Origin of the sequence: Siphonobacter aquaeclarae, assembly GCF_900103285.1 — a bacterium.
Classification (GTDB): domain Bacteria; phylum Bacteroidota; class Bacteroidia; order Cytophagales; family Spirosomataceae; genus Siphonobacter; species Siphonobacter aquaeclarae.
This window is the reverse complement of sequence record NZ_FNGS01000006.1, coordinates 84,487-108,390: the sequence shown is the minus strand read 5'-3', so window position 1 is coordinate 108,390 and position 23,904 is coordinate 84,487. Positions and strand designations below refer to the sequence as shown.

Below are 23,904 nucleotides of genomic sequence, written 5' to 3'. Positions count from 1 at the left end.
CAGAGTGACTTCTGTTCAGGCAAAGTTTCCGTCCTTGCAGGAACAATCTCCGTATCTGTCTCATTTCCTGTTGATTATTCGACTTTTTCCCTGCCAATTGTGACCCGGTCAGACCTTTACGCCCAAATCAGGAGCAAATCTTCCTACCTCTGTGTAGGGCTGGATACTGATATTCAGAAAATTCCGTCGCACCTCCGGTCGGAGCCGGACCCCGTTTTTGCCTTTAACCGGGCCATTATCGAGGCCACCCATGAGTATGCCGTCGCCTATAAACCGAACCTGGCTTTTTACGAAGCACTCGGTCCGCGGGGGTGGGAAAGTCTCCAGAAAACCCTGGAAATCATCCCGAAAGAGTGTTTTACCATCGCAGACGCCAAGCGCGGCGATATCGGTAATACTTCCGGATTGTATGCTCGGGCATTTTTTGACAAGTCGGCCTCTGGACTGGAGTTTGACTCGGTGACCGTCGCCCCCTACATGGGTGCCGATTCGGTCAAGCCCTTCCTCGCATTTGAGAACAAATGGGTCATCCTGCTGGCGCTGACGTCCAACCCGGGCAGCCACGATTTTCAGCGCCTGGCGTTGAAAGACAGCGACCGCGCCCTGTTTGAAGAAGTACTTCTCACGTCGGCACAATGGGGTACGGCAGACCAGCTGATGTATGTTGTAGGCGCCACGCGGGCCGACCAGCTTGCCCGCATCCGGGAGCTCATTCCGGATCACTTCCTGCTCGTACCGGGTGTCGGCGCGCAGGGCGGCAGCCTCGCGGACGTGTCCCGGTACGGAATGAACAGCCAGTGCGGTCTGCTTGTGAATTCGTCCAGAGCCATTATTTACGCGTCGTCAGGTGAAGATTTTGCCCGCCGCGCCGCCGACGAAGCCCGCGCCGTACAACAGGAGATGGCCGGATACCTTGAACAATATGCCTGATCTGATCCGGACCGAACGGCAGCGGATTGGGGCGTGGATGGTTTTTTCTTTCCTCGTCGAAATCCTGTTTGTATGCCTGTTCCGTCCGGATCAGCCCTTTTCTCCCGATTACACGCCCTACAACGCCCTGACCGATACACTCGCAGCCGGCAAAGGATTTACAGAGAAAGGCAGGGCGTTCATTTTTTTCCCGCCGGGGTATGTGTTTTACCTGTTTCCGTTACACCGGCTGGCCGACTGGCTGCAAGTGCCCAGGTACGAGGCAGTTGTCTGGGCGACGCTCCCGCTCGGCGTCGTTAATACCTTGCTGATCAGGGAATTCGCCCGATCTTTGTTCGGAAGTACCACCGCGGAGTGGAGTACCCTGCTCTGGGCCTGCTATCCTTTTCAGCTCTATCTTTTCGTTCAGCCCAGCAGCGAAATTCCTTTTCTGACCTGCTTTCTGGCGTCGCTGGCGCTGATAGCCCGTGAAAAGTCAGGCATTACTACGATTATGCTGGCCGGCGTACTGCTGGGCCTCTCCTGTCTGATCCGGCCGATCACCCTGTACCTGAGCATTGTACTGGCTGTATACCTGGGTTTTACGCGTTCTTTCCGGTCGGCAGTAAGCTTTCTGCTGGCTTTCGGGCTAACACTTTTTCCGTGGGAATACTACGTCTATATGCTCAACGGAGAATGGATTCCGGTACAGGGAAAGTCGATTCTGGTCATTCGGGAAGGGCTGCTGTTTGGTCATCCCTCCTATGCCGGAACGCCGGTACCGGTACCGGCAGATGTATACCGCCTCATGGACCAGCTATCCCGAACAGATTACACCTATTCCTCACTTCGGACGGTGCTGCTTCAGGCAGAGCCGGTAGCATTGCTTAAACTAGTGGGACTGAAGCTAATACGGTGCTGGTATGGCCTATGGTCTGGCTCGCGGGAAACCGCAACGGGGTGGATCCAGGGCATACTGCTCGTACTCGCGGCGTACGGGTTTGCGCAGTATTCTCCGAAAAAAAGCCGGGGTATTGTCCTCTGTCTGCTGTTGATTTTCTTCTTCTGGGGAACGACGTTTCTCATCATCCCCATGCTCCGGTACATGATTCCGGCGATGCCCTTTGTGCTGATTTTCGCAGCGATGGCAATGAATAAGCTGCTCCGCCGGTTCAGATGATCTGGCGGATGACATTCTTGATATTGAGTTCTACGATATCAACCATGCTTCCGCACTTCAGGTAGTCCGGGTTATGGAAGTACTCGGCGAGGCCGGATTTCAGCTGGTGGACATTCTCTTCGGTCGAAAGAACATCCCGGTTGGCTACGTCCCGCAGGTGCGCGAGGCGATGACGCTCGCTCCGGATACGGTGCACGAGCATCGATCGTTCCTCCTGCTGGTATTGCCAGACAGTCTTGTCGGTCAGGTGCTCCATTGCCAGCTTCACATACGCCAGGTTTTCCTTGAAAAACTGTGGCATATAAACTTTACGATTGCCTTCGTAAAACTGCTGGTCGAAGTCGATGCAGCGGATACGGAACTGAAAATCGTCGAAATCAGGGGTAATCTGGAGGACGAAGTTGTAGGACCGCATGTCTCCCAGAAGCATAATCAGGCACCGCTCGTTGAATTTCACGAACTCCTTGGCGATCCGGATGGGGTTATACTCCGGATGGTTCATGTAGGTTCGGGGAAAGGCGTCGCCCGGAATACCGGCAATGTGTTCTTCGACGAGTGTCGTATGGTCGACGAGGTAGTTTACGTCATTCGGCGACAGCGTATGCTCCAGTTCCAGGCCATAGATCCGCGACGCATCGGCTTTCTTCACGTAGAAATAATCGTACACATCATTCAGCCGGTTGACAATCCGTATCCGGAACGGATGGGTATTGCCGAAGGTACAGTAGTCGATCCGGTCGATGTACTTGTGCTCGACGATGCTGATATTCCCCGACGTATTCAGCATGGCGTAGATTTTCTTCAGGCCATTGTGAATGTGTTCGATTTCGCCGGGAGGATAAATCGGTGATTCCCAGAGGGTATCCCGGCCATTTTTATCCGTCAGCGGTACTGATTCCCGAAAATTAAGCAGGTCGCTGTACCCGATCGGCAGTTTAGCCTCCCGCTGGTATTTATGCAGGTATTTGTGCAGCTCCGCACTGATGGGGAAAATCGGTTTCTTCCGGTGAATGACTACGTCCTCTTGCATGGCTTCGGTTTCCTTCCTGCTTCCGCCCGCCCCGTTTTTCCATGAGCGGTTTGGCAAATTAGGACAATGTTACTCAACTTCGTAGATTCTTTACGCTGATCGTCATCAAACGAATGAAAAGACTCCCCCAATTGTTGACCCTGCTGGCCGGTACGACTGCCGCGTTGGCCCAGGGCCCGAAAGTAACCCCCGCGCAGACGGCCGCCGGGAACACCTCTATGGAACAAAATCCGTTGCTTCAGGCGTTTGCTACGCCTTTTCAGACTCCTCCGTACGACAAAATCAAAGTCGAACATTTCATCCCTGCCATGAAAGAAGGGATGACCCTCGGCCGCAAGGAAATTGACGCGATCGTCAACAACCCTGCCAAGCCGACGTTTCAGAATACCATCGTTGCACTCGAAGACGCCGGACAGACGCTCAGCCGCGTGACCCCCATCCTCTTCCACCTCAACAGTGCGGAAACCACGCCCGAGCTGCAGAAAACCGTGCGCGAGGCTTCTCCCCTGCTGACGGAATACGGCAACGACATTTCCCTCAACGAAAAGCTCTTCGCCCGTGTGAAGGCCGTTTGGGATCAAAAGGATAAGCTCAAACTGAACACGGAAGACCAGATGCTTCTCGAAAAGACCTACAAAGGCTTTTCAAGAAACGGCGCCAATCTGTCGGAAGCCGACAAGGAAAAGCTCCGTGGCATCAACAAGGAACTCTCCCAGTTGTCAATCGAATTCAACGAGCATAACCTCGACGAAACCAACGCCTATTCGCTGCTGGTGACCGACGAAAAAGACCTCGCCGGATTGCCTGAATATGTAAAGGAAGCGGCGAAAGCTGTCGCCAAAAAGCAAAACAAGGAAGGCTGGGTATTCACCCTCCAGGCGCCGAGCTACGGCCCGTTTATGCAATATGCCGAGAATCGGGAACTCCGGAAAAAACTCTGGCTGGCGTATAACAAGCGCGGGTTCAACGGCGACAAGAACGACAACCAGGCAGTAATCCAGAAAATCGTCAAGCTGCGTCATGACAAGGCAACGCTCCTCGGCTACAAGACCTGGGCCGATTACATCCTGGAAGAGCGCATGGCCGAGAACCCGAAGACGGTCATGGACTTCGAAAAGAACGTCCTCAGCTATGCGAAGCCGGCTGCCGAGCGCGAAATCAAGGAACTGACCGAGTACGCGAAGGCACAGGGCTATCCCGAAAATACCCTGCAGCGCTGGGATGTGAGCTTCTACAGCGAGAAACTGAAAAAGGAAAAGTACTCCATCAACGATGAACTGCTGAAGCCCTACTTCAAGCTGGAAAACGTACTCGACGGCCTGTTTACCCTGACCAACAAGCTGTACGGCTTGACGTTCAAGGAGCGGAAGGATATTCCGACCTGGAACCCCGAGGTAAAGACCTACGAGATTATTGACGCGAAAGGAAACCTGCTCGCCATCTGGTACGGCGACTACTTCCCCCGGCCCGGCAAGCGCGCCGGCGCCTGGAACTCAGGTACCCGCTCGCAGCATTTCGAAGGAGGCAAGGACATTCGCCCGCATGTGCTGAATGTCTGTAACTTCACCCGGCCTACCGAGACGATGCCGTCTCTGCTGACCTTCCGCGAAGTAGAAACCCTCTTCCATGAGTTCGGCCATGCCCTGCATGCCATGAGCTCGCACGTGAAGTACGACGCCCTGAGCGGTACGAGCGTCCCCTGGGATTTCGTAGAGTTGCCGAGCCAGTTCATGGAAAACTTCTGCCTCGAGCCGGAAGTACTGAAGCTGTTTGCAAAGCACTACAAAACCGGCGAGGTTATTCCCCAGGAATACATCGAAAAGCTGAAGGCTTCTTCCAATTTCATGGCGGGCGTTGGTACGGCACGGCAGATCAACCTCGGCCTGACGGATATGGCCTGGCACGGACAGGCGCCGACGAATGAGTCGGTCGCACAGGTAGAAGCGAAAGTCGCTGCGCAGACGGAAGTACTTCCGCTCGTGGAAGGTACGGCTGTCAGCCCGGCCTTTGCCCATATCTTCGCCGGCGGATATTCGGCAGGCTATTATTCCTACATGTGGAGCGAAGTACTGGATGCCGATGCATTTGAGCTTTTCAAGGAAAAAGGCATTTTCAATAAGGAAGTATCGCAGTCTTTCCTCAGCAATGTATTGTCGAAAGGCGGTACCGAAAAGCCGATGATTCTGTACAAGCGCTTCCGCGGCCGGGAACCCAAACCCGAAGCCATGTTGAAGCGTGCCGGGCTGATTAAGTAATCGATGAAAAAGAGTCGTCTCCGGGCGACTCTTTTTTTGTTCTGCAGCGACGGCCTGTTCACCGTGTTAACAGTTTTTAACGGGCTGGTTTGTTGCTTTCCTGATTCTTTACAAGCCATCTTCGCGCGGTAAGACGCGATCCGCTATGTCCTTTCTACGTTATCGTTTATTTCCTTCGCTGTTGTTTATCTGGGTGATGACGGGCTGTTCTGCAAAAAAGGACGACCCTTCTCCGCTTGCCGGCCAGGCCGATCTGGTCGAAAAAGTATGGACATCCAATCAGGTGGATTTCGTGCTGGATGGAAAAACCTATTCCGAAAAAACGCCGGGCGCTACCGGAAACTGGTTATTCCGGAAAGATGGCACCTACCGCACAACCGACGAAGACGGCAAAACCGAACAGGGTACCTGGGAGCTGAGCGGCAACCGGATTAAACTCCGCTATGAAGAAAGTACAGCTGTTGACTACCTGACTATTACGCGGCTGGAAGACCGAACACTGGTACTAAACCTGATTGAAAATCTGGATCTTACAAAAAAAGAAGAGGCCTATACGCCGTCGGAACTTACCTATTTCACGATGGCGAATCATTACCTCGACCGCCTTAATCTGGATATTTCAAAAAACAGAAAACTGGCTATAAACGCGACGTTGGTCGTTAAATAATCCGTTTTTTTTCGGAAAAGTCCGTCACATGTGACGGACTTTTTTTGTACTATCTCTTCTAAGTATTTCTCCGGAAAAGAGAAAAAGGAACCGATACCGTTCAAACATTTTTGGTGAATTTACTTGACGAACCGCTCTTTTAACCTGCATATTCGCGGCTCACGAACCAATCCCTTATTATGTCCATTTTACGTTATTCTATCCTGCCTGCACTCCTTTTTATTTTTGTTTTCACCAGTTGTTCGAAGAAAAAAGACGATGTTACTCCTTCCGTCAATCGTGCCGATCTGATTGGGAAAGTATGGACAGCAACCAGTATCGATTTTGTACTGGATGGCAAGGCCTATAATCTGCCGACAGATCCCTCAGACACCAGTACCTGGGAATTTAAGGATAACGGCTCTTTTGTTTTTAAAGATTCAGACGGATCGAGTGATTCAGGAAAGTGGGAACTCAGCGACAAGCAAATCAAGGTTACCTATGATGGGTCTACGGATGTAGAGTACATCAGCATTGTAAGTCTTGAAAGCAAAAAACTGACAATTAAGTCCGGCGAAGAACTTGATTTGACGAAAAAACCAGAAGACTACACCGAAGATCAACGGTTTGTTTATGAGCTGGCTTCAACGTATTTCAGTGCTATCAAAGTTGACATCTCTAAGTCAAAAAAATTCTCTGTACAAGGCAACTTCACTGTGAAGTAATAGCAACTTATTGAACCAAAAGACCTCGCCCTCCGGTGAGGTCTTTTGGTTTTCAGACGGGCCTATTATCCGCCTCGTTCTATCTCCGGCCACCGGCTTCCCTTCCTGGTTTTGCTGCATTCAGTATTCCGTCTCCTATTCCTGCGGAAATTATTCGATTCCGAGCCTAACCAATATCATTTTTCCATCACCCGGCCCTGGTTATGTTTGTCTCTGACAGGAAGAAACCCGGATCATCCGAACTATTCCTTTCCTGAGGGACTTCTCCCTTCAGTCCCTATTTTTGACACATGAACCTGGATCTGATCATCATCGGAGGCGGGCCGATCGGCCTGGCCTGTGGCCTGGAGGCAAAGAAGCACGGATTGAACTACGTGATTCTGGAAAAAGGCTGTCTGGTCAACTCCCTTTACCGGTATCCGGCCAATATGACATTTTTTTCGACGAGCGACCGCCTCGAAATCGGCGGTGTGCCCTTCGTCTCCAATAATGCCAAGCCCACCCGGCCCGAAGCCCTGGAATACTACCGGCGGGTGGCTTTTTCATACAAGCTGAATATCCGGTTGTTTGAACAAGTCGAAGCCATTGAGCGGGAAAACGGCTATTCCGTCCGTACCCTGAAAGGTACCTATCACGCTCCCCGCGTCATCATCGCGACGGGTTTCTACGATATTCCGAATCTGTTGAATATTCCCGGAGAAGACCTTCCGAAAGTAACCCATTACTACCAGGAGCCGCATTTTTACGCCGGTATGAAGGTCATTGTGGTAGGCGCCAATAACTCCTCGGTCGACGCCGCACTTGAAACCTACCGTAAAGGCGCCGAGGTGACGATGGTGATCCGGGAAGGCGAGATCGGCCGGAGGGTGAAGTACTGGGTCAAGCCTGATATCGAGAACCGGATTGCGGAAGGTTCCATCCGGGCCTACTTTCATTCGCATCTCGTTGCGGTGCGCGAAACAGAAGCCGACATCCGGACGCCGGACGGCCTGATTACAATACCAAATGATTTCGTAGTAGCTGCAACGGGCTACCAGCCGAACTTCTCGTTTCTCGAACAGGCCGGTATTACCCTGTCAGAAGATGAAAAACGCTATCCGACCTACGACCCCGACACCCAGGAAACCAACCTGCCCGGATTATACCTGGCCGGCGTTGTCTGCGGCGGGATGGATACGCACGTCTGGTTTATTGAAAACTCCCGAATACATGCCGAAAAGATCATCGGCCATATCCTTTCCCAGATACAATCCGCATGACGCCACTGGCCCGACTCATCGATCACGCGTTGCTCTCTCCGCTGCTGACGGATACGGAGCTGGAGGCCGGTTGCCGTACCGCCCTGGACTACGGCGTTGCGGCAGTATGCATCAAGCCTTATGCCGTGCCGCTGGCCGCGCGCCTGCTGGCCGGTAGCAATGTAGCGGTATGTACGGTCATCGGTTTTCCGCATGGCAGTAACGCGACATCCATCAAGATCGCGGAAACCCTGCAAGCCATTCGTGACGGAGCTACGGAAATAGACATGGTCGTCAACCTCGGAAAAGTACTCGGCGGAGACTGGACCTATGTAAGTGCTGAAATCAACGCGCTCCACCAGACCTGCCGCGAAAACGGGGCTATTTTGAAAGTCATTTTTGAAAACGACTACCTGACCGACGCGCAGAAGATTCGTCTCTGCACGCTCTGCCGGCATGTTGAATTCATTAAAACCTCAACCGGTTTCGGCTTTCCGAAGCCGGACGGCGCTGCATACCGCGGCGCCACTCCGGAAGACCTCGCGCTGATGCTCGCGCATGCCGGCGAAGGCGTTCGCGTCAAGGCGTCGGGAGGTATCCGGACACTGGAGGCTGCACTGGCGCTCCGGGAAATGGGCGTCGCCCGGATTGGTACCAGTTCAACGGTCACTATTCTGGAAGAAGCCCGCAAACAATCCATCACGTAACCGCTTAAAAGTATGCTTGACCTCGGCTTCGTATCGGCCATTCTGGCTGATTACAACCTCGAAAACGTCCTCAAATTCGCTTCGCAGCATGGCTTCAGGTGCGTGGAAGTGATGTGCTGGCCGAAAGACAACAGCGATTCCCGGCGGTACGCAGGGGTATCACACATTGATGTCGCCGCCCTCACGACCGACGAAGTCAACGATATCCGGCACCGCCTCAAGGAGTACCGGGTCAACATTTCCGGCCTGGGTTACTACCCCAATCCCCTCGACCCGGACCCGGAAAAGGCGGAATTTTACCGCGAACACATCAAAAAAATCATCAAGGCAGCAGCGGCACTGAAAGTACCGGTGGTGAATACGTTCATCGGCCGGAATCCGAAACTGTCGGTCACCGAAAACCTGAAGCTGTTCGCCGAGCACTGGCCGGCGATTGTCCGCGTAGCCGAAGAATACAACGTTAAAATCGGGATTGAAAACTGCCCGATGTGGTTTACGGACGACGAATGGCCGGGCGGCAAAAACCTCGCCACCACGCCGGCCATCTGGGATAAACTATTCGAAATTATCCCCTCGCCGATCTTCGGTCTGAACTACGATCCGAGCCATCTCGTCTGGCAGATGATGGATGAAGTACGTCCGATTTACGACTACAAAGACCGGTTGCATCACATTCACCTGAAGGACGTGAAAGTGTACCGCGACAAGCTCAACCGCGTCGGCATCATGGCCAATCCGCTGGAATATCACTCGCCGAAGCTTCCGGGCCTCGGAGACGTTAACTGGCGGGGCTTTTTCGCCGCGCTGACCGACGTACGCTACCGAGGGCCCGTTGTCATCGAAGTCGAAGACAAAGCTTATGAAGGAAACCTGCAGGATGTTCAGGCGGCTATTCTGACGTCGCGGAACTACCTCCGTCAGTTCCTCGGCGGCGCTTAGCCGCTCCGGTGGCGGGGACGCGGGATGCCGTTTCCCCGCCACTGGTATGTCTTTTTCCGGACCGCAGTGCAAGGTACTCGGCCACCAGCGTCAGCGAATGCGCATCGCATACCCAGTTGATATGGCTGAGTTTCCAGCCGGTCAGCCAGCGGGTTTGGGGATAATAGTTGAGAATCGGCGCAATGGAAAAGCAGTGATGCGCCGACCATTTCCGGATATCTGTGACCGTAGCATGGTCCGGAACGAGCTTTTCGGCTTTTTCGCCCAGCCGCAGCAGGGTGGTATTGAGCATGATACGGTCCATCCAGCTGATTTTCTGTTCGGAAAGCCAGTGTTTCAGGTCTTTCAGAAAACGCTTCCGGCAGTCGTTCAGGACCGGATATTCGGCCATCAGCCGGCCGATGTGGTACATGATCAACGGCGTGGTGGCGTAATACGCCGATACTTCGAGCGGTCGGGTGAGGTAGTCTCCGGATTTGACCGAGTGACGGATAAAGTCCAGGACATCGTAATCGAATTCATCGAGCGGCAACTGATTCCGGCATACCCACAGCAAGACATTGGACAGCGTACTGGCGTCAAAATCTATCGGCATCTTCTCTCCGAACCAGGTTGAATAGATCTTTTTGTTCCGAAACATATCCGGTCCCGTTCGTACCCAGCCTTTTACGGTATTGGCATGCGCGCGGAGTTTTTCTTTCAGCCATTCATTCTCTTCCCAGGTACGGGGCGTAATCAGGTAGAGCATGACGGTATCGTCCACATCATCCGGCAGTTTGAAATGCCGGGTTTTGCGCATGATATGCCCGTTGGGAAAGTGATTGGACGGATCGGTCTGGTAGAAGTTATAGGTGGCGAGTCCGTTTTTGTTCCGGTATAATTCATAGGTGGCAGCTGCTTTGGCAGCGATTTCCGCGACCTTTACCTGATCCTCCGCTCCGAGAAACGGACGAATATCATTGAGCGTAAAAACCGTTATCGCCGTAAAGAAGATATTGGAATCCTCCCGGACATACCCCAGGATTCTCTTCTCCCGGCGGGAGGGAAACAGCCCGGCAGGGTAATACCGATCACCGGTCGACTGGCAGCCGGCTATTTCTTCAATCAGCAGGGAAAGTAAGTCCTTCATGTACACAATACCCGCCCGGTCGTCGGGGCTCATCCGCTAAAATACGGATATCCTGTCCGGGAATTTACCACATATCCGAAGTAAGCGCCGTTTTCCCGGGTCTCTGTTTCATCTTTGACCCGTCACTCATCCGGAATCACACACCATGACACCCTCCAGACAAGGTTCGTTCATCCGAAAAACCAAAGACATCGCCATCGGCGGCACGCTCGCCCTCGCCCTCCTGAGCGGAGGCGTGGCGTTGCAGGGATGCGGCGGCTCGTCGACCGAAACGACCTACGAAGACCAGACCCGGTACGGCAAAGGCGTGCGTACCTATATCTCGGAAATCAGCCCCGGCGAATTCCGGATCACGGACGAAGTATCCGTTCCGGCAGACAGCTCCCGCGCGATTGTCCGGTATTACGACGGACACCGCGACACCCTGACCCTTGCGGCTTCCAAAGCCCTGATCGACAGGGAGGTAGTCAACAACCCCTCCTACCATACCCAGCACCACAGCGGCCTGGGCAGCGCCCTGCTCTGGGGCGGTATCGGGTATTTTATCGGGAGACAGTCCAACAACCAGGTGTATCAGCAATATTACAACCGCGAACAGGATCGTTCCCGGTTTTATTCCAACCCCGCTACCTATGCACGGGCTAACCGCGTGCACGACGAAGTACGTAGTTCCGCCAGTACTCACCGGGTAAAGGTAACCCGGCCGTCGAGTGGTCGCAGCGGATTTTTCAGTCGTAGCCGGAGCAACGGCTTTGGCGGATAACCGACAAACAACATGCCCAAAATCAAGACATTACCCCTCTCCCCGGAATCGCAGTTGCGGCAGGTCGGCTGGGACTGGATGCTGGGGACGGATACCCTTTCCTACCTTACTCACGACCTGGTGGTGGTCAGCGAGGCGGAAGCACAGGCGTATTACGACGCCGCCAATGATCTTTATGAACTTTTTATCGATGCCGGTCAGGCCGTCATTGACCAGGACCGGTTTGCCGAGCTGGGTATTCCCGACAACCTGAAGGAACTGATCCGCCTCTCCTGGGATGACGACCGGCACCTGCACCTTTACGGGCGTTTCGATTTTGCCGGCGGTATTGACGGGAAACCGATTAAACTGATTGAGTTCAATGCCGATACGGCTACCTGTATACCGGAAACGGGAATCGTGCAATGGGCGCATCTGAAGGCCAACGGCCTCGACGAAGCCTCCCAATTCAATACCCTGTACGAATCGCTGGTCGAAAACTTCCAGCTGCTGCGCAACCTGAATTCCGACCTGACGCCTACCCTGCTGATCTCGACTTTACAGGGATTTCCCGAAGACGAAACCAACGTGCAGGTACTGGGTGAAGCCGCGAAAGAAGCCGGATTTGACGTGGAGTATGCGTATGTGGAAGACGTCGAATTCTCACCCAGCGAAGGTATTTTCCGCCAAAATGCGCAAAACGGAAACTTCGAGCGCTTCGACTTCTGGTTCAAGCTGGTACCCTGGGAGTTTATCGGGTGGGAAGAACCCGATCTCGCCGACCTGCTCACGCAAATCGTCCGGAACCGGAAGGCGGTAATCATCAACCCCGCCTATACCCTCCTGTTTCAGTCAAAGGCAATTTTGAAAGTACTGTGGGAACGTAATCCCGGACACCCGTTGCTGCTTCCGACCTACAATACTCCTCCGGCAGGTATTCCGTCCGTTGCCAAAGTTATGTTTGGACGGGAAGGGGCCAACGTGGAGATCCTGGACAAAGACGGAAAGCCCGTAACCTCCGCCGAAGGGGATTACGACGATCAACCCCGTGTGTATCAGGAATATGTGGCGTTTCCGGTAGATAGTGCAGGAAACAGGTACCAGGCGGGCGTATTTTTTGCGGGAGAAGGCTGCGGACTGGGGTACCGGACCGGCGGAGAAATTCTCGACAATGGCGCCCGCTTTTCCGGACATATCGTCGAATAACTTCTGTGTCTTCTGTGAGAGATAACTATTTTTTTCTCACAGAAAGCACAGAAGACACAGAATATAGAAAGACAGGCCGTTCCGGGTGGAACGGCCTGTCTTTCTAGTGATGCTTCATTTTGCTGTCCTTTTTGCAGCAGGAAGGAAGCTTATCATACCCTTTCGGATCGGCGGGGACGAGGTTGGCGTCGTAGCCCGTCTTCGAAATCGTCTGAAGAATCTTCTCTTCGCTGGTCTTGCCGGGATCGTAGGTGACAGTCACCACCTTGTCATTCAGATCCAGGTTCGCGTCTTTCACGCCTTTGGAGAATCCGAGATTCTTCTCGATCCGCGCCTTGCACATCTCGCAGATAGCAGACGTTTTGACTTTAACGATCTTGGGTTCATCGGAGAATCCCAGGAGATTACCGGCCAGCAGAAGGCCGAGAACAAGTGACTTCATCATCGTTTTACTTGGTTAGTTCATGGATAGAATTGTGGGCGTCAGCCGGAGGTAAACCTGCCCGGAAACGGGCGTGGAACCGTATGCCGGCTCGAGCGCTTTATCTGTTAAAAAGATACTTCCCTGAATACCGGCCGTCAGCCAGAGGCTTTTTGACCGGGCCAGCTGCCGGGAATATCCCAGCGTAATGGCGTTGACGTCGAATACGCCCGGCGTAGCCAGCGCCAGCTCTTCGGCGGATTTCTGCACCCACTCATACCGGCCGTATACTGCCCATTTCGGGTGCTGCCAGTTCGATTCCAATAGGGCTGAGTGCTCATTGTGGTGGTCGCCGGACTGGTTATATCCCCAGGCGGCGGTAGTCGCCAGCCAGCTGTCACGACCCAGGCGCCGGTTGTTTTGCGCCGAGGCCGTTGTCCGGTCTACATTTTCGGTCGGTTTCAGCGACTCCGGCGACTTTAGGTATGCCCGGGAAGCCTGCAGCGACCAGGTCGCCGACGGGTTCCAGGATACCCGGTAGCTGTAGGAATCGAAGCGGGGTTTATCAAAGTTATACCGGTTTTCGTCCGGTTCTCTGCCGGTAAAGGATGAACCTTCCAGTTTTACCTGCCCGATTCTCACCCCGAGTGTCGCCACACCGAATACAATGTGCGTTGCATCCTGCCAGTGGTGGCTGAGGGTCGCGTCCGGGTTGTTCATCGCCGAAAACCGGTGCATAAACGCCGCCGGTCCCAGCGCCGGTTCCCCGGGGTAACCCAGGTACGCCGTCACGTCCACTTTCTGACTCAGCCGCTGGGTATAGCCCACCGACAGGCCGGAGATCAGGTCGTGCGGGTGCTGGCGGTCAATCAGCGGCGCATCTTTCCAGCTTTCCCCCGTCTGAAACAGGAGCGGATAACCGTTGCCACCTTCCGTCAGCCGGTCGAGCGACAGCATCATAGACGCCGTAAACAGCCCGTTCTTTCCTACCCGGCGCTGCGCCATACCCATCACCCAGTTCGGTGCGGAGAAGGCCGATTCCTGGCCCCGTTTGCCGCTGTTTCCAAAGTTCTGAGCTGTATACCGCAGAAAAACGCTTCCGTGCATCATATAGGTCCACTTTGATCCGTGCGCCATCCAGGCATACATCGGAGTCGCGTCAGGCTGCCAGCCGGTACCCGAACCGTTCCGGTTCATGGGCAGGCTGAGCGAGTAGGAATGCGTCATCGTGGCCATCTGTCCATGTCCGGCGTGCATGCCGGACATGGAGTTGCGGCTCGAGTCCGCGGGCATCGTATGGTGGTGTTCGTGTTGTCCGAAGGCCGAAAGGCTCAACAGAGACAACGCTGTAATCCAAAACTTTTTCATGGCTTATCGGGAAAAGACTTCCGTCGCGCAAAGGTACCGCCCTCCGTTTCGCCCCTGTTACAGGATTCGGGAAGGCATTTACACGATTCGGGCGTCAGACCTGATCCAGTGCTACCCGCCGCGCCTGGGCCGGGCTTTGCCGGAATTGGGTCGGCGTCTGTCCGGTTACCTTCTTGAACTGGTTCGAAAGGTGCGCCACGCTGCTGTATCCCAGTTTGTAGGCGATTTCGCTCAGGCTCCATTCGCTGTACGTCAGCCATTCCTTGACCTTTTCGATCTTGAGGCGGATGAAATATTGTTCGATGGTCGTTCCTTCGCTTTCCGAAAAAAGCTTACTCAGCGCGCTGTAATCACGGTTGAGACCCTCCGCGAGGTAATCCGACACATTCGTCCGGGCGTTGTCCTGCAAGTCGAGGTAATCGAAAAGCAGGCGCTTGATCCGGGAGACGGTCTGATCGCGCCGGTCTTCCAGCAGCTCGAAACCAACGGCTTCGAGGCGGTCCCGCAGCAAGCCGAGGTCAGCGGCCTCCTCCGCAATATCCACCTCTCCCAGCTCCACCCGCTGCGGATGCAACCCGAGGTCTTCCATCGTCTTCCTGACTACCATCCGGCAGCGGTCGCATACCATGTTTTTGATGTAGAGGGTCATGTTGAGCCTGTTTACGGTTTTCAGTTTGCGGTTTTCAGTTTTCTGTTGAGCGGGGTCAATCTCCTTTTAACCAACAGAAAACTGAAAACCGTAAACCGAAAACTACTTTATCTTATACCTAAACCCCGCATACACCATCCGTCCGATCACCGGGCCCCAGACCATCGAAGCGTCGAACGATTTGCCGAAGGGGTCATTGGCGCCGACGATCGGGTTTTTCTGGGTAAAGTTGTTCAGGTTTTCTCCTCCGACATACAGGGCCCAGGTACGGAAATTCTTGGTAATCTGGGCATTGATGTTGGAGAAGGCAGGGGCGAATACTTCCTGCAGACTGCCATCGTGCGAGTGTGTCATGCTCGGGATGCGGCGGCGCCCGTTCCACTGCCAGGTGACATCGGCTTTCCATTTTTCGAACTTGTCGCTCGACCAGCCGATGTTAAACAGTACCCGGTCCCGGTTGACAAACATTTTCTGCTGGAGGGAAAGATCCCCACCCGGCGTGAAAACCGTCTGCCATACGTCAAACCACCGGTAGGCCAGCTTCACTTCCGTGCGCGGCAGGGGCTGTACATTCACCTCGGCCTGAAAGCTGTTGGCAAAGCTTTTGCCACGCAGGTTGTAGAAACGGACCCGGTCCATGGTCTCCATATCGACAATGAGCTGGTTTTGAAAATCCGTCCGGTAAAAATCCACCGCGAAATTCGCCGCCCGGCCAAACCAGTGCAGTTGTTTGTTGACACTCACGCCGTAATTCCAGCTTTCTTCCGGACGGAAGCTCCGGTCCATCACTTCCAGCGTACGGGAGTTGACCAGCATACCATAGTTTTCCGCAATCGGGTTCGCAACGCGCCAGCCCTTCCCTCCGCCTATCCGCAGGCTTGTCTCCGCAGGCAGGTGAAAAAGGACATGCAAACGGGGCGTAAAACGCGTGCCATAGAGGTTGTGGAAGTCTACCCGGCTGCCTGCTACCAGCGTAATCCGGTCGGGCAGCGAATAGGTATATTCCCCGAAAATCCCTGGCACTACTTCCTGACGGCGGAAGGTCGAATCCTTCCAGCGTTCCCGGAAATCATCCAGCAGGAAGCTGGCGCCTACTTTATAGGTATGCCGGGTATCGCCGATGATATTCTGGTAAATCAGATTACTGTACAGGCTTTTTTCCGTGCCGGCATAGGGTGTGCGGCCGAATCGAGCGGAGGCATCATGGTACACACCGTTAACGATAAGGGCGAGGCCTTTGTACGGTTTTTTCGGGAACAACTGTGCTGTTTTACTGAATACCTCGATCCGTTTAGTCGTGTTGCCGAACTCGTAGACATTGGGTTTGTCACGACCGGCATCCATTTGCCCGCCGGTACGGTCTTCGTACAGGGCTTTTACACCAAACTGACTCATCCAGCGGTCAGACTGATACTTCCACCGGTTCACAATATTTCCCTGCGCGTAGAGCGGGTTATCCAGAAAACCGTCTCCGTTTTTGTCGAGCCGCGTCCGGAGCGCGCTGCCGTGAGACAGCAGGCCTACCGACCAGCGATCGGTCAGTTTCTTTGCCAGATTGAGGTTCAGTTCACCCCGGCCGAAGCTGTTGACATACCCGTTGAGATACAGCTTTTCCGGCCCGTCAGGCTTGGCAAGCTCCACGTTGATAGCGCCCGTCATGCCTTCGTATCCGTTGACTACACTGCCAACGCCCTTGGCGACGTCGATCGAGCTGATCCACGTTCCCGGAATGTAATTGAGGCCGTACGTCGTGTTCAGGCCCCGGATATTCGGGATGTTTTCAGAATTGATCTGCACGTAATTGCCGGCAAGGCCGAGCAACTGAATCTGCTTGGCGCCGGTGACAGCGTCACTGTAACTAACTGAAACAGAGGCATTGGTTTCAAAACTCTCCGACAGGTTGCAGCACGCAGCCTTGGCCAGCGCCCGGGTGGTGATGATTTCGGTATGAATCGGATTGAGGCGATCCACGGCAGTAGACGTGCTCGTCACCGTTACTTCCTGCAGCTGATTGCTGTTTTCGAGGAAGATGCGGAGGTCGTCGCCCGTCGCCACCGTCAGGGTATCGCTCCGGAAGCCCACGAGCGTCACGACCAGGCGCTGGTACGCCGGGCTGCGTTCGATGGCAAAACGCCCTTCTCCGTCGGTCTGCGCGTGGATCTGGCTGCCAAGCCAGAAGAGCGTCGCGCCGGTGAGCGGTTCGGTTTTTCCGTCGGATTTCCGTTCCATAACGGTTCCTTTTAACGATTGAGCCTGGGTATAGAGCAGAGAGCACAGCAAAAGTGCCCCAGTGAATAGGATTCGCTGAATGTACATGATTTCATGGCCTGAATGGAACAAAGAGAGTAGTGCTCCGATGTCTCAGACACCGGAGAAAAAACACGCCCGTTCAGGTATCAAATGAGGAATGACTGCACGAAAACCAGCAAGTCCCTGCCCGAAAGCGGGATCGCGGCGTGCGAAACAGAAGCAGAAGACAGCAGCGCGGAGAGCGTGTCTGCTATCAGGTGAAAAAAGAAGAACGCGATCGACACCGCAGCCTCCGCCACCATTTTTACAAAACCGGCGGCTAGCTTGGTCAGCGAAGAGGTGTAGCTGACGTGTTCGTAGCGGGTTTCCTCTTCGCAGCACTTGTCTTTCTTAACGGTCTCCTTCTGGCCGGCGGCTACCTTGGCAGGCGCGCAAACCGGACAGCCCTTGGCGTTTTCGGTGAGCAATACTACTTTCTTGTTCCCCCGTATATGACAGGTGTGTTCCACCAGGCCAAAGCCGGTAGAGCTCGCCAGGACGACGAACACCATCAATACGTTGAACAGTCGGAAAAGCAGGGATTGTCTCATCAGAGAACGATTTGGTCGCCAAATTAGGGAATATTTTCAGGAAGCCAAGCGGTGCAGGGGATATTTATTTGAGCAGAAAGCGCGTTTCCTGCCGGAAAACCACGCCTCGAAACTTTTTTGTCCTTTCCCCGGCCCTTCCGGAGTATACGCTCCCGGAAACGGACTACTTCTTCCTGAAAACGGCCCATTCTCCGGGCCGACAGCCAGTACCTCGCATGAACCGTTTCCTCCTGCTGTTCCTGTTTCTGACAGCGTCTACTGCCACCGCGCAGAAACATCCCTACCTGTTTTTCCCGTCCTCCCGCCTGGAAGTCCTGAAAAAACGGATCGCCTCCGACACGGCAATTGCCTCGTACTGGCAAACCATCCGGCAGGAAGCCGACGCGGCGCTGAAAGGCGGCGACGCCCGCGCCCGCGTCGATCACCTGTCGCTTGCCTACCTCCTCACCGGCGAACCTTCCTATGCCGGAAAAGTGAGGGAAGTACTGCTGAATCTCTGTTCGAAACCGTCCTGGAGCAATGCGGAAATGCTGGAGCGGAAGCCGGCGTGGACGTCCGACCTGAAAACCGCCGAAAACTGCCGGATCGTCGCCCTCGGTTTCGACGCCGTTTACGAAACCCTGTCGAAAGAAGACCGGAAGACGATTGTGGATGGCCTTGTCCGGATGGGTATACGCCCGGCGCTCGACAACTGGGTATTTGGCGAAACCCGTTTTCATACCCTCAACTCCATGGGCCATAACTGGTGGAGCGCCTGCGTGGGTATGGCGGGGGTAGCGTCGCTGGCCATCCTCGGCGACTACCCGGAAGCGGCAAACTGGGTCGAGACAGTATCAAAAGCGTCGGAAGAATGGTACCGGTTCAATGGCGACGAACTCCATTTCAAGCCGCGAACGATGGATCGCAACGGCGGCATGTATGAAAGCGTCAACTATGCGTCGTTCGGATTATCGGAATACCTGTTTTTCCGGCTGGCCTATACCAATACCTTTCCGAAGAAGACCCTGCCTGACCTGCCGGGGCTTGCGAAGTTTCCCGACTGGTTTTTGCATGTGGGCTACCCGCGCGACGGCATACTTTATTCCCTGAATTTCGGAGACGGCAACCTGGCCGTTACCGGTGAGCGGCCCGTCAAACTGCTCGAAGCCCTCGGCTACCGGCATCCCAATCACCTGTGGTACCTCAACCAGATCACGAAAGGCCAGCACCGCGAAGGGCTGTCGCCGGATACGCCGCTCGGACTCGTCTATCTACCCGACAGGCAACCTGCGCCGCAGGTACCCGATCTGCCGACCTCCGCGCTGTTTCCGGATATGAACTGGGCCAGCATGCGGTCGTCGTGGGAGAAAAACGCAACCCTCCTGGGTGTGAAATCCGGCTATACCTGGAACCACTCCCACGCCGACGCCAACTCCTTTATCCTCTTTCACAAAGGTGAGCAGCTCATCAAAGACGCCGGAAACAGCTCGTATGCCTCCAAAGAATATCCCGGGTATTTCTTCCAGAGTCCTGCTCACAATGTGGTACTGTTCAACGGACAGGCACAGCCAAAAGATCAGCAATACCACGGCTCGCCCCTTCCCGGACGGCTCAGCGAACTCATGGATGGCGGAACAATCAAGTATATTCTGTCGGATGCCGTTGGTCCTACCTCCCATACCTTCTCCCGGAATTTCCGGCATTACCTCTGGATCGGGAAAGTCATCCTGATCATTGATGACCTCAAGACGTATGAAAACGGCACGTTTGAATGGCTGCTGCATCCCGGCGGCGCCACACGGAAAGCCGGCGGCGACCTGGAAATCACGCAAAACAACGCCTCCGTGCTCGTCCGCCCACTGTTTCCGGAAACCCTCGTGCAGACCGGGTTTAACCACGATTTTCCGGAAAAGATGATTCTGAAAGAGCTATCCGCCCCGCAGGCAAAGGATCTTACAAAAACGGAAACATACTATTCGATCGAATGCCCGGAAAAAGTCAGCCAGACGAAGTTTATCACCGCCATTATTCTCAAAGATTCGCTCAATGATACGCGGCTGCCGGTTATCGAGCGACTGCACGACGAAACCATGCGCGGTGTCCGGATCAAAGCCGACGGCAACGTCACCGACGTATACCTGAACCTGCGGGCAGACGGCCGGGTCATGCACCTCAACAGCGTCAATACTTTCGGGGGATGGGATACCGACGCGTACCTCATGGCCGTCACCTATCCCGAAACGCAGCCCGATCAGCCTTCCGACCTCTTCATGGCCTACGGCAGCTACCTGCGCCGGGATGGGAAAACCTGGTTCAATTCCCTCTCCAAGCTTTTTTTTATCGCCCGGCAACAGAAGGACCACCTGGACCTTATTCTGCAGGGCCAGCCGCTGATCCGGGCGTCTTTCGGACTGAAGCCCCGGCAATTGACACTTAACCACCGCCCGGCTCCGGCTACCGTTGTCGACGGACGCCTCACCGTCGAAATTTCTGCTCAACCATGAAAAGATATGCACTTCTGCTCCTGCTGGCCTTTCCGGCGGGAGCCCAGCAACCGGTGCTTTCACCCGACGGCCAAACGAAATGGGAAATCCGCCCGGATGCAGCCAATAGTCTCCAATACCGCGTTTCAATGGGCGGCGAACCCGTGCTGGACTGGTCGCCGCTCGGTATCCGCTACGGCCAGACTGCTCTCGGGCAGTCGGCAACGTTCCGGAAAGAAACCCGGCAGGAGAAAGACGAATCGTTTGACTGGCGCCTGGGCGAAAACGATCGCGTCGTCAACCGGTACCGCGAGGCGGTGCTCTCCTACCGATCCGGTACCACGGATTTTCAGGTAGAAGTACGGGTGTACGACGGCGCTGTTGCCTTCCGGTACCGGCTTCCGGTCGCATCTGCCCGGATTCAGGACGAACTGACAGGCTTCCGCCCGGCGCAGACTGCAACGCTCTATCAATACAACGAGGAAACGGTTTTCACGCCTGTTCCGCTTGCGGAGCTGACCCGGACGAGCGACTTCCCGACAACGTTGACCAGCGGAAAATTCTTCCTGTCCGTCGGCGAAGCGGGAAATGAAACGTTCACGAAAGCCGTCCTCGTGAAAAAAGAAGCCGGTTTGGGTATTTCATTCGGGAAAGACAGCGTAACGGCCGGAGACATAACTCCCTGGCGGACAATAGCCATCGCGCCATCGGCGGTGGCACTTACCCGGTTCAGCGACCTGTCGCTCCGCCTGACCAGGCCCGGAGCTGTTCCGGCCTGGGTGAAACCCGGCAAACTTATCCGTTCGTCGCTGACGACGCAGGCGGGCCTCGACTGCATTGACTTCGCCCGAAAACACCATTTTCAGTATATTATGTACGATGCCGGCTGGTACGGACCGGAATTCAAGCCCTCTTCCGATCCTACCCGACCTATACCGGCGCTCGATCTGGCCAAAGTCATCGCTTATGGCAAGGAGAAGGGTATCGGTGTGATTCTCTACGTCAACCGGATCGCATTGCGTGCCCGGCTGGATGAGTTGCTGCCGCTGTACCGGTCCTGGGGCGTAGCCGGGCTGAAATTCGGGTTTGTCGACGGTCTTTCACAGGAAGGACTATCCTGGCTCTCCGGCGCGATGAAAAAGGTATACGACCACGGCTTCGTCCTCAATATCCACGATAACTATAAACCGACCGGCCTCAGCCATACCTGGCCCAACCTGCTCAGTCAGGAAGGGATACGGGGTAATGAAAACAACCCGGACGCTTTTCACAATACCGTGCTGCCTTTTACGCGGTTTCTGGCGGGGGCGGCCGACTATACCTTCTGCTACCCCAACTCCAACCGGTTTTTCAACCAGGGGCTGAGTACCCTGAAACTACAGGTCAGTAAAGGCCAGCAACTGGCACTTTCGGTGATATACTTCAGTCCGTTGCAGTCGATCTTCTGGTATGGCAACCCGAATGACTATACCGAGGAGCAGGAGATTGAATTCTTCGCAGCCGTACCGACGGTCTGGAACGAGAGTCGTTGTCTTTCCGGGGAAATCGGACATCATATCACCACCGCCCGCCGCAGCGGCCGTGACTGGTACATGGGTACAGTAACCGGCCTCAACGATCACCGGGAAACACTAACGCTTTCTTTCCTGGAAGACGAAGCCGAATATGACCTTGTTACCTATGAAGACGCCCCCGACGCAGGTATCCGGAAAACAGTACGCACGGCCCGGAAAGGAGACTCCCTATCCATCGAACTTAAAGCCAAAACCGGCAAGGCTTTTATCTTCCGTAAACGATGATGCGGTGGATTCTGATCGCGCTGGCAGGACTCATGACGCTACCTGCTCTCGCCCAGGAATGGCAGTGGTCGGTTCCTGCCCCCGGAGGCCGGAATCCCGATGCGACTGCCTATCTCTGGATTCCTGAAAAAACGAAACAGATACGGGCTGTAGTCGTCGCCCAGCATAATATGGAGGAAATCTCCATCCTCGAACACCGGACCTTCCGTCGGGAGCTGGCAAAAATGGACGTGGCGGAAGTATGGGTCGCGCCCGGATTCGACCTGCAGTTCCGCTTCAACGAAGGTGCCGGAGAAATCCTGAACAAGCTACTGAACGACCTGGCTGAGTGTTCCGGGTATGACGAACTCCGGTATGTTCCCCTGGCCCCGCTCGGGCATTCGGCCGCCGCCTCGTGGCCCTACTACCTGGCGGCCTGGAACCCGAAGCGGACGCTCTGCTGCCTGTCGGTTAGTGGGCAATGGCCCTACTTCCGGGATGATAAATTTGCGCCGCCGATCTGGGGCGACCGGAAGGTCGACTACATACCCTGCCTCGAAACGATGGGCGAATACGAGGCGGCCGATAGCTGGTCGACCGAAGGCCTCCGCCAGCGGCAGCAATACCCGCTCACGCCCCTGAGTATGCTGGCGTGCCCGGGAGAGGGGCATTTCGCTTCCACCGAAACAAAAGCGCAGTACCTCGCCCTGTATCTTAAAAAGGCGATGCAGTACCGGCTGCCGGCGCGAACGACGGCCGGACAGGCGCCCGTCCTGATACCCGTGGATCCGTCCCGCACGGGCTGGCTGGCTGAAAAATGGTTACGGGACCGCATTCCGACAACAAAATCGGCTCCCGTTGGCAAATACTCCGGCAACCCGGCGGAAGCTTTCTGGTTTTTTGACGAGGAAATGGTCCGCGCCACAGAAACCTATCAGGCCTGCTGGCGCGGCAAGAAACCGCAGCTTGCCGGGTACATGCAGGATGGGAACCTAGTCCCCCAACGCAATACCCATCAGCAAGTTGATCTCGCGTTCCGTCCCTTACCTGACGGCAGTACCTTCCGCCTGCGCGGTGCGTGGCTGGACCGGGTTCCGGGGGAAAGTCCCCGCCCGGCTGCATGGACGCAACGGGCAGTCGGCACGCCCCTCGGACATGCCGTAGGTAAGGTTCGGCTGACGAAAATCACCGGTCCCTTTGAGGTACTCGACGACTCGACGTTCCGGCTGAAACCGGAGCGCGGCCTGAGTAATAGTGACAAACCTCTGGCGCTATGGTTCGCTGCCATCCATCCGGGAGACGATGTGTATAAACCGGCCGTCCAGCAGGCACAGCTACTCGTTCCGAAACGGAATACAAACGGCCGGCCGCAAGTCATTCATTTCCCGGAAATCCCCGATCAGCGGAAAAGTACCCGCCGGATACCCGTGCCGGTCCGGGCGGATTCGGAAGAACCGGTGCAACTGACCGTACTGGAAGGGCCGGCCCGACTGGAAAAAGGCGGTCTTCGCCTCACGCGCCTTCCGCCCCGGACCCGGTACCCGGTACGTATACGTCTGCTTGCCTGGCAGTATGGCATTCCAGGGAAATGGGCGACGGCCGAGCCGGTTGAGCGCAGCTTTTACCTGCAACCGTAGGAGACTATTTCCGTCGGATATGATCGGAATCGTCTGATCCGGT

20 protein-coding genes are annotated in these 23,904 nt (G+C 55.1%); 13 read left to right on the top strand and 7 right to left on the bottom strand.

What is annotated here, in order from left to right; translation table 11 throughout:
* Window positions 1–99: 99 nt before the first annotated feature.
* Entirely contained in the window at window positions 100–930 is an 831-nt protein-coding gene (gene pyrF, locus BLR09_RS16330; protein ID WP_093204534.1) for an orotidine-5'-phosphate decarboxylase, read from the top strand.
* A complete protein-coding gene (locus BLR09_RS16325) occupies window positions 923–2,089 on the top strand; it encodes a glycosyltransferase family 39 protein (protein WP_093204531.1) in 1,167 nt (388 codons plus the stop codon). The genes pyrF and BLR09_RS16325 overlap by 8 nt, the downstream gene beginning before the upstream one ends.
* Here the strand turns inward: BLR09_RS16325 and BLR09_RS16320 are convergent.
* Window positions 2,082–3,119: a hypothetical protein gene (locus tag BLR09_RS16320; RefSeq protein ID WP_093205320.1), complete on the bottom strand. Its 1,038-nt coding sequence runs from the start codon at window positions 3,117–3,119 to the stop codon at window positions 2,082–2,084. The genes BLR09_RS16325 and BLR09_RS16320 overlap by 8 nt on opposite strands.
* Before the next feature lie 113 nt (window positions 3,120–3,232).
* Here BLR09_RS16320 and BLR09_RS16315 point away from each other — a divergent pair, with 113 nt between their 5' ends.
* The 6 genes from BLR09_RS16315 (at window position 3,233) to BLR09_RS16290 (ending at window position 9,629) form a co-directional block, all read left to right on the top strand.
* Window positions 3,233–5,374: a M3 family metallopeptidase gene (locus BLR09_RS16315; RefSeq protein WP_093204529.1), complete on the top strand. Its 2,142-nt coding sequence runs from the start codon at window positions 3,233–3,235 to the stop codon at window positions 5,372–5,374.
* Between the two features lie 145 nt (window positions 5,375–5,519).
* A complete protein-coding gene (locus BLR09_RS16310; protein WP_093204526.1) occupies window positions 5,520–6,041 on the top strand; it encodes a lipocalin family protein in 522 nt (173 codons plus the stop codon).
* Window positions 6,042–6,220: 179 nt separating this feature from the next.
* Entirely contained in the window at window positions 6,221–6,745 is a 525-nt protein-coding gene (locus BLR09_RS16305; protein ID WP_093204524.1) for a lipocalin family protein, read from the top strand.
* A gap of 290 nt (window positions 6,746–7,035) precedes the next feature.
* Window positions 7,036–8,004: a YpdA family putative bacillithiol disulfide reductase gene (locus tag BLR09_RS16300; RefSeq protein WP_093204521.1), complete on the top strand. Its 969-nt coding sequence runs from the start codon at window positions 7,036–7,038 to the stop codon at window positions 8,002–8,004.
* Entirely contained in the window at window positions 8,001–8,690 is a 690-nt protein-coding gene (gene deoC, locus BLR09_RS16295; RefSeq protein ID WP_093204519.1) for a deoxyribose-phosphate aldolase, read from the top strand. Before BLR09_RS16300 ends, deoC begins: the two co-directional genes overlap by 4 nt.
* Before the next feature lie 12 nt (window positions 8,691–8,702).
* Window positions 8,703–9,629, top strand: coding sequence for a sugar phosphate isomerase/epimerase family protein (locus tag BLR09_RS16290; protein ID WP_093204516.1), 927 nt, complete (start codon window positions 8,703–8,705; stop codon window positions 9,627–9,629).
* Here BLR09_RS16290 and BLR09_RS16285 read toward each other — a convergent pair.
* On the bottom strand, window positions 9,580–10,791 hold the full coding sequence (locus tag BLR09_RS16285) for a hypothetical protein (RefSeq protein WP_093204512.1): 1,212 nt from the start codon (window positions 10,789–10,791) through the stop codon (window positions 9,580–9,582). The genes BLR09_RS16290 and BLR09_RS16285 overlap by 50 nt on opposite strands.
* A gap of 112 nt (window positions 10,792–10,903) precedes the next feature.
* On the opposite strand from BLR09_RS16285, the gene BLR09_RS16280 reads away from it, so the two are divergent.
* Both BLR09_RS16280 and BLR09_RS16275 read left to right on the top strand, forming a co-directional pair.
* The gene (locus BLR09_RS16280; protein WP_093204509.1) at window positions 10,904–11,521 is read left to right on the top strand and encodes a Cj0371 family chemotaxis-regulating polar lipoprotein; all 618 of its coding nucleotides are present in this window, start codon (window positions 10,904–10,906) and stop codon (window positions 11,519–11,521) included.
* Between the two features lie 12 nt (window positions 11,522–11,533).
* Complete coding sequence (locus BLR09_RS16275) at window positions 11,534–12,706, top strand: glutathionylspermidine synthase family protein (protein WP_093204506.1); 1,173 nt, start codon at window positions 11,534–11,536, stop codon at window positions 12,704–12,706.
* Between the two features lie 103 nt (window positions 12,707–12,809).
* Here the strand turns inward: BLR09_RS16275 and BLR09_RS16270 are convergent, their stop codons facing one another.
* From BLR09_RS16270 to BLR09_RS16250, 5 genes are all read right to left on the bottom strand, one after another.
* A complete protein-coding gene (locus BLR09_RS16270) occupies window positions 12,810–13,151 on the bottom strand; it encodes a heavy-metal-associated domain-containing protein (RefSeq protein WP_093204503.1) in 342 nt (113 codons plus the stop codon).
* A gap of 12 nt (window positions 13,152–13,163) precedes the next feature.
* Window positions 13,164–14,495 carry a hypothetical protein gene (locus BLR09_RS16265; protein WP_093204501.1) on the bottom strand — a complete coding sequence of 444 codons (1,332 nt, stop codon included), beginning with the start codon at window positions 14,493–14,495 and terminating at the stop codon, window positions 13,164–13,166.
* A gap of 94 nt (window positions 14,496–14,589) precedes the next feature.
* Window positions 14,590–15,144, bottom strand: coding sequence for a helix-turn-helix domain-containing protein (locus BLR09_RS16260; RefSeq protein ID WP_093204498.1), 555 nt, complete (start codon window positions 15,142–15,144; stop codon window positions 14,590–14,592).
* Between the two features lie 102 nt (window positions 15,145–15,246).
* Window positions 15,247–17,373, bottom strand: a complete 2,127-nt coding sequence (locus BLR09_RS16255) for a TonB-dependent receptor (RefSeq protein ID WP_245689940.1) — start codon at window positions 17,371–17,373, stop codon at window positions 15,247–15,249.
* A gap of 167 nt (window positions 17,374–17,540) precedes the next feature.
* Window positions 17,541–17,984, bottom strand: coding sequence for an HYC_CC_PP family protein (locus BLR09_RS16250; protein WP_143011121.1), 444 nt, complete (start codon window positions 17,982–17,984; stop codon window positions 17,541–17,543).
* 215 nt (window positions 17,985–18,199) lie between these two features.
* Between BLR09_RS16250 and BLR09_RS16245 the strand changes: the two genes are divergently transcribed.
* From BLR09_RS16245 to BLR09_RS16235, 3 genes are read left to right on the top strand one after another with little or no spacing between them, the layout of a single operon-like run.
* A complete protein-coding gene (locus tag BLR09_RS16245; protein ID WP_093205317.1) occupies window positions 18,200–20,467 on the top strand; it encodes a heparinase II/III domain-containing protein in 2,268 nt (755 codons plus the stop codon).
* Window positions 20,464–22,245, top strand: coding sequence for a glycoside hydrolase family 97 protein (locus BLR09_RS16240; protein WP_093204490.1), 1,782 nt, complete (start codon window positions 20,464–20,466; stop codon window positions 22,243–22,245). Before BLR09_RS16245 ends, BLR09_RS16240 begins: the two co-directional genes overlap by 4 nt.
* The gene (locus BLR09_RS16235) at window positions 22,242–23,861 is read left to right on the top strand and encodes a hypothetical protein (RefSeq protein ID WP_143011120.1); all 1,620 of its coding nucleotides are present in this window, start codon (window positions 22,242–22,244) and stop codon (window positions 23,859–23,861) included. Before BLR09_RS16240 ends, BLR09_RS16235 begins: the two co-directional genes overlap by 4 nt.
* The last annotated feature ends 43 nt before the right edge of the window (window positions 23,862–23,904 follow it).

Excerpts from the sequence above, each read along its gene's own strand:
- BLR09_RS16285 (WP_093204512.1), bottom strand. The coding sequence starts at position 10,791 with ATGAGCCCCGACGACCGGGCGGGTATTGTGTACATGAAGGACTTACTT.
- BLR09_RS16235 (WP_143011120.1), top strand. The coding sequence starts at position 22,242 with ATGATGCGGTGGATTCTGATCGCGCTGGCAGGACTCATGACGCTACCT.
- BLR09_RS16320 (WP_093205320.1), bottom strand. The coding sequence starts at position 3,119 with ATGCAAGAGGACGTAGTCATTCACCGGAAGAAACCGATTTTCCCCATC.
- BLR09_RS16310 (WP_093204526.1), top strand. The coding sequence starts at position 5,520 with ATGTCCTTTCTACGTTATCGTTTATTTCCTTCGCTGTTGTTTATCTGG.
- BLR09_RS16265 (WP_093204501.1), bottom strand. The coding sequence starts at position 14,495 with ATGAAAAAGTTTTGGATTACAGCGTTGTCTCTGTTGAGCCTTTCGGCC.
- BLR09_RS16300 (WP_093204521.1), top strand. The coding sequence starts at position 7,036 with ATGAACCTGGATCTGATCATCATCGGAGGCGGGCCGATCGGCCTGGCC.
- BLR09_RS16270 (WP_093204503.1), bottom strand. The coding sequence starts at position 13,151 with ATGATGAAGTCACTTGTTCTCGGCCTTCTGCTGGCCGGTAATCTCCTG.
- BLR09_RS16260 (WP_093204498.1), bottom strand. The coding sequence starts at position 15,144 with ATGACCCTCTACATCAAAAACATGGTATGCGACCGCTGCCGGATGGTA.
- BLR09_RS16255 (WP_245689940.1), bottom strand. The coding sequence starts at position 17,373 with ATGGAACGGAAATCCGACGGAAAAACCGAACCGCTCACCGGCGCGACG.
- BLR09_RS16325 (WP_093204531.1), top strand. The coding sequence starts at position 923 with ATGCCTGATCTGATCCGGACCGAACGGCAGCGGATTGGGGCGTGGATG.
- BLR09_RS16290 (WP_093204516.1), top strand. The coding sequence starts at position 8,703 with ATGCTTGACCTCGGCTTCGTATCGGCCATTCTGGCTGATTACAACCTC.
- BLR09_RS16240 (WP_093204490.1), top strand. The coding sequence starts at position 20,464 with ATGAAAAGATATGCACTTCTGCTCCTGCTGGCCTTTCCGGCGGGAGCC.
- BLR09_RS16280 (WP_093204509.1), top strand. The coding sequence starts at position 10,904 with ATGACACCCTCCAGACAAGGTTCGTTCATCCGAAAAACCAAAGACATC.
- BLR09_RS16315 (WP_093204529.1), top strand. The coding sequence starts at position 3,233 with ATGAAAAGACTCCCCCAATTGTTGACCCTGCTGGCCGGTACGACTGCC.
- BLR09_RS16250 (WP_143011121.1), bottom strand. The coding sequence starts at position 17,984 with ATGAGACAATCCCTGCTTTTCCGACTGTTCAACGTATTGATGGTGTTC.
- BLR09_RS16305 (WP_093204524.1), top strand. The coding sequence starts at position 6,221 with ATGTCCATTTTACGTTATTCTATCCTGCCTGCACTCCTTTTTATTTTT.
- BLR09_RS16275 (WP_093204506.1), top strand. The coding sequence starts at position 11,534 with ATGCCCAAAATCAAGACATTACCCCTCTCCCCGGAATCGCAGTTGCGG.
- deoC (WP_093204519.1), top strand. The coding sequence starts at position 8,001 with ATGACGCCACTGGCCCGACTCATCGATCACGCGTTGCTCTCTCCGCTG.
- BLR09_RS16245 (WP_093205317.1), top strand. The coding sequence starts at position 18,200 with ATGAACCGTTTCCTCCTGCTGTTCCTGTTTCTGACAGCGTCTACTGCC.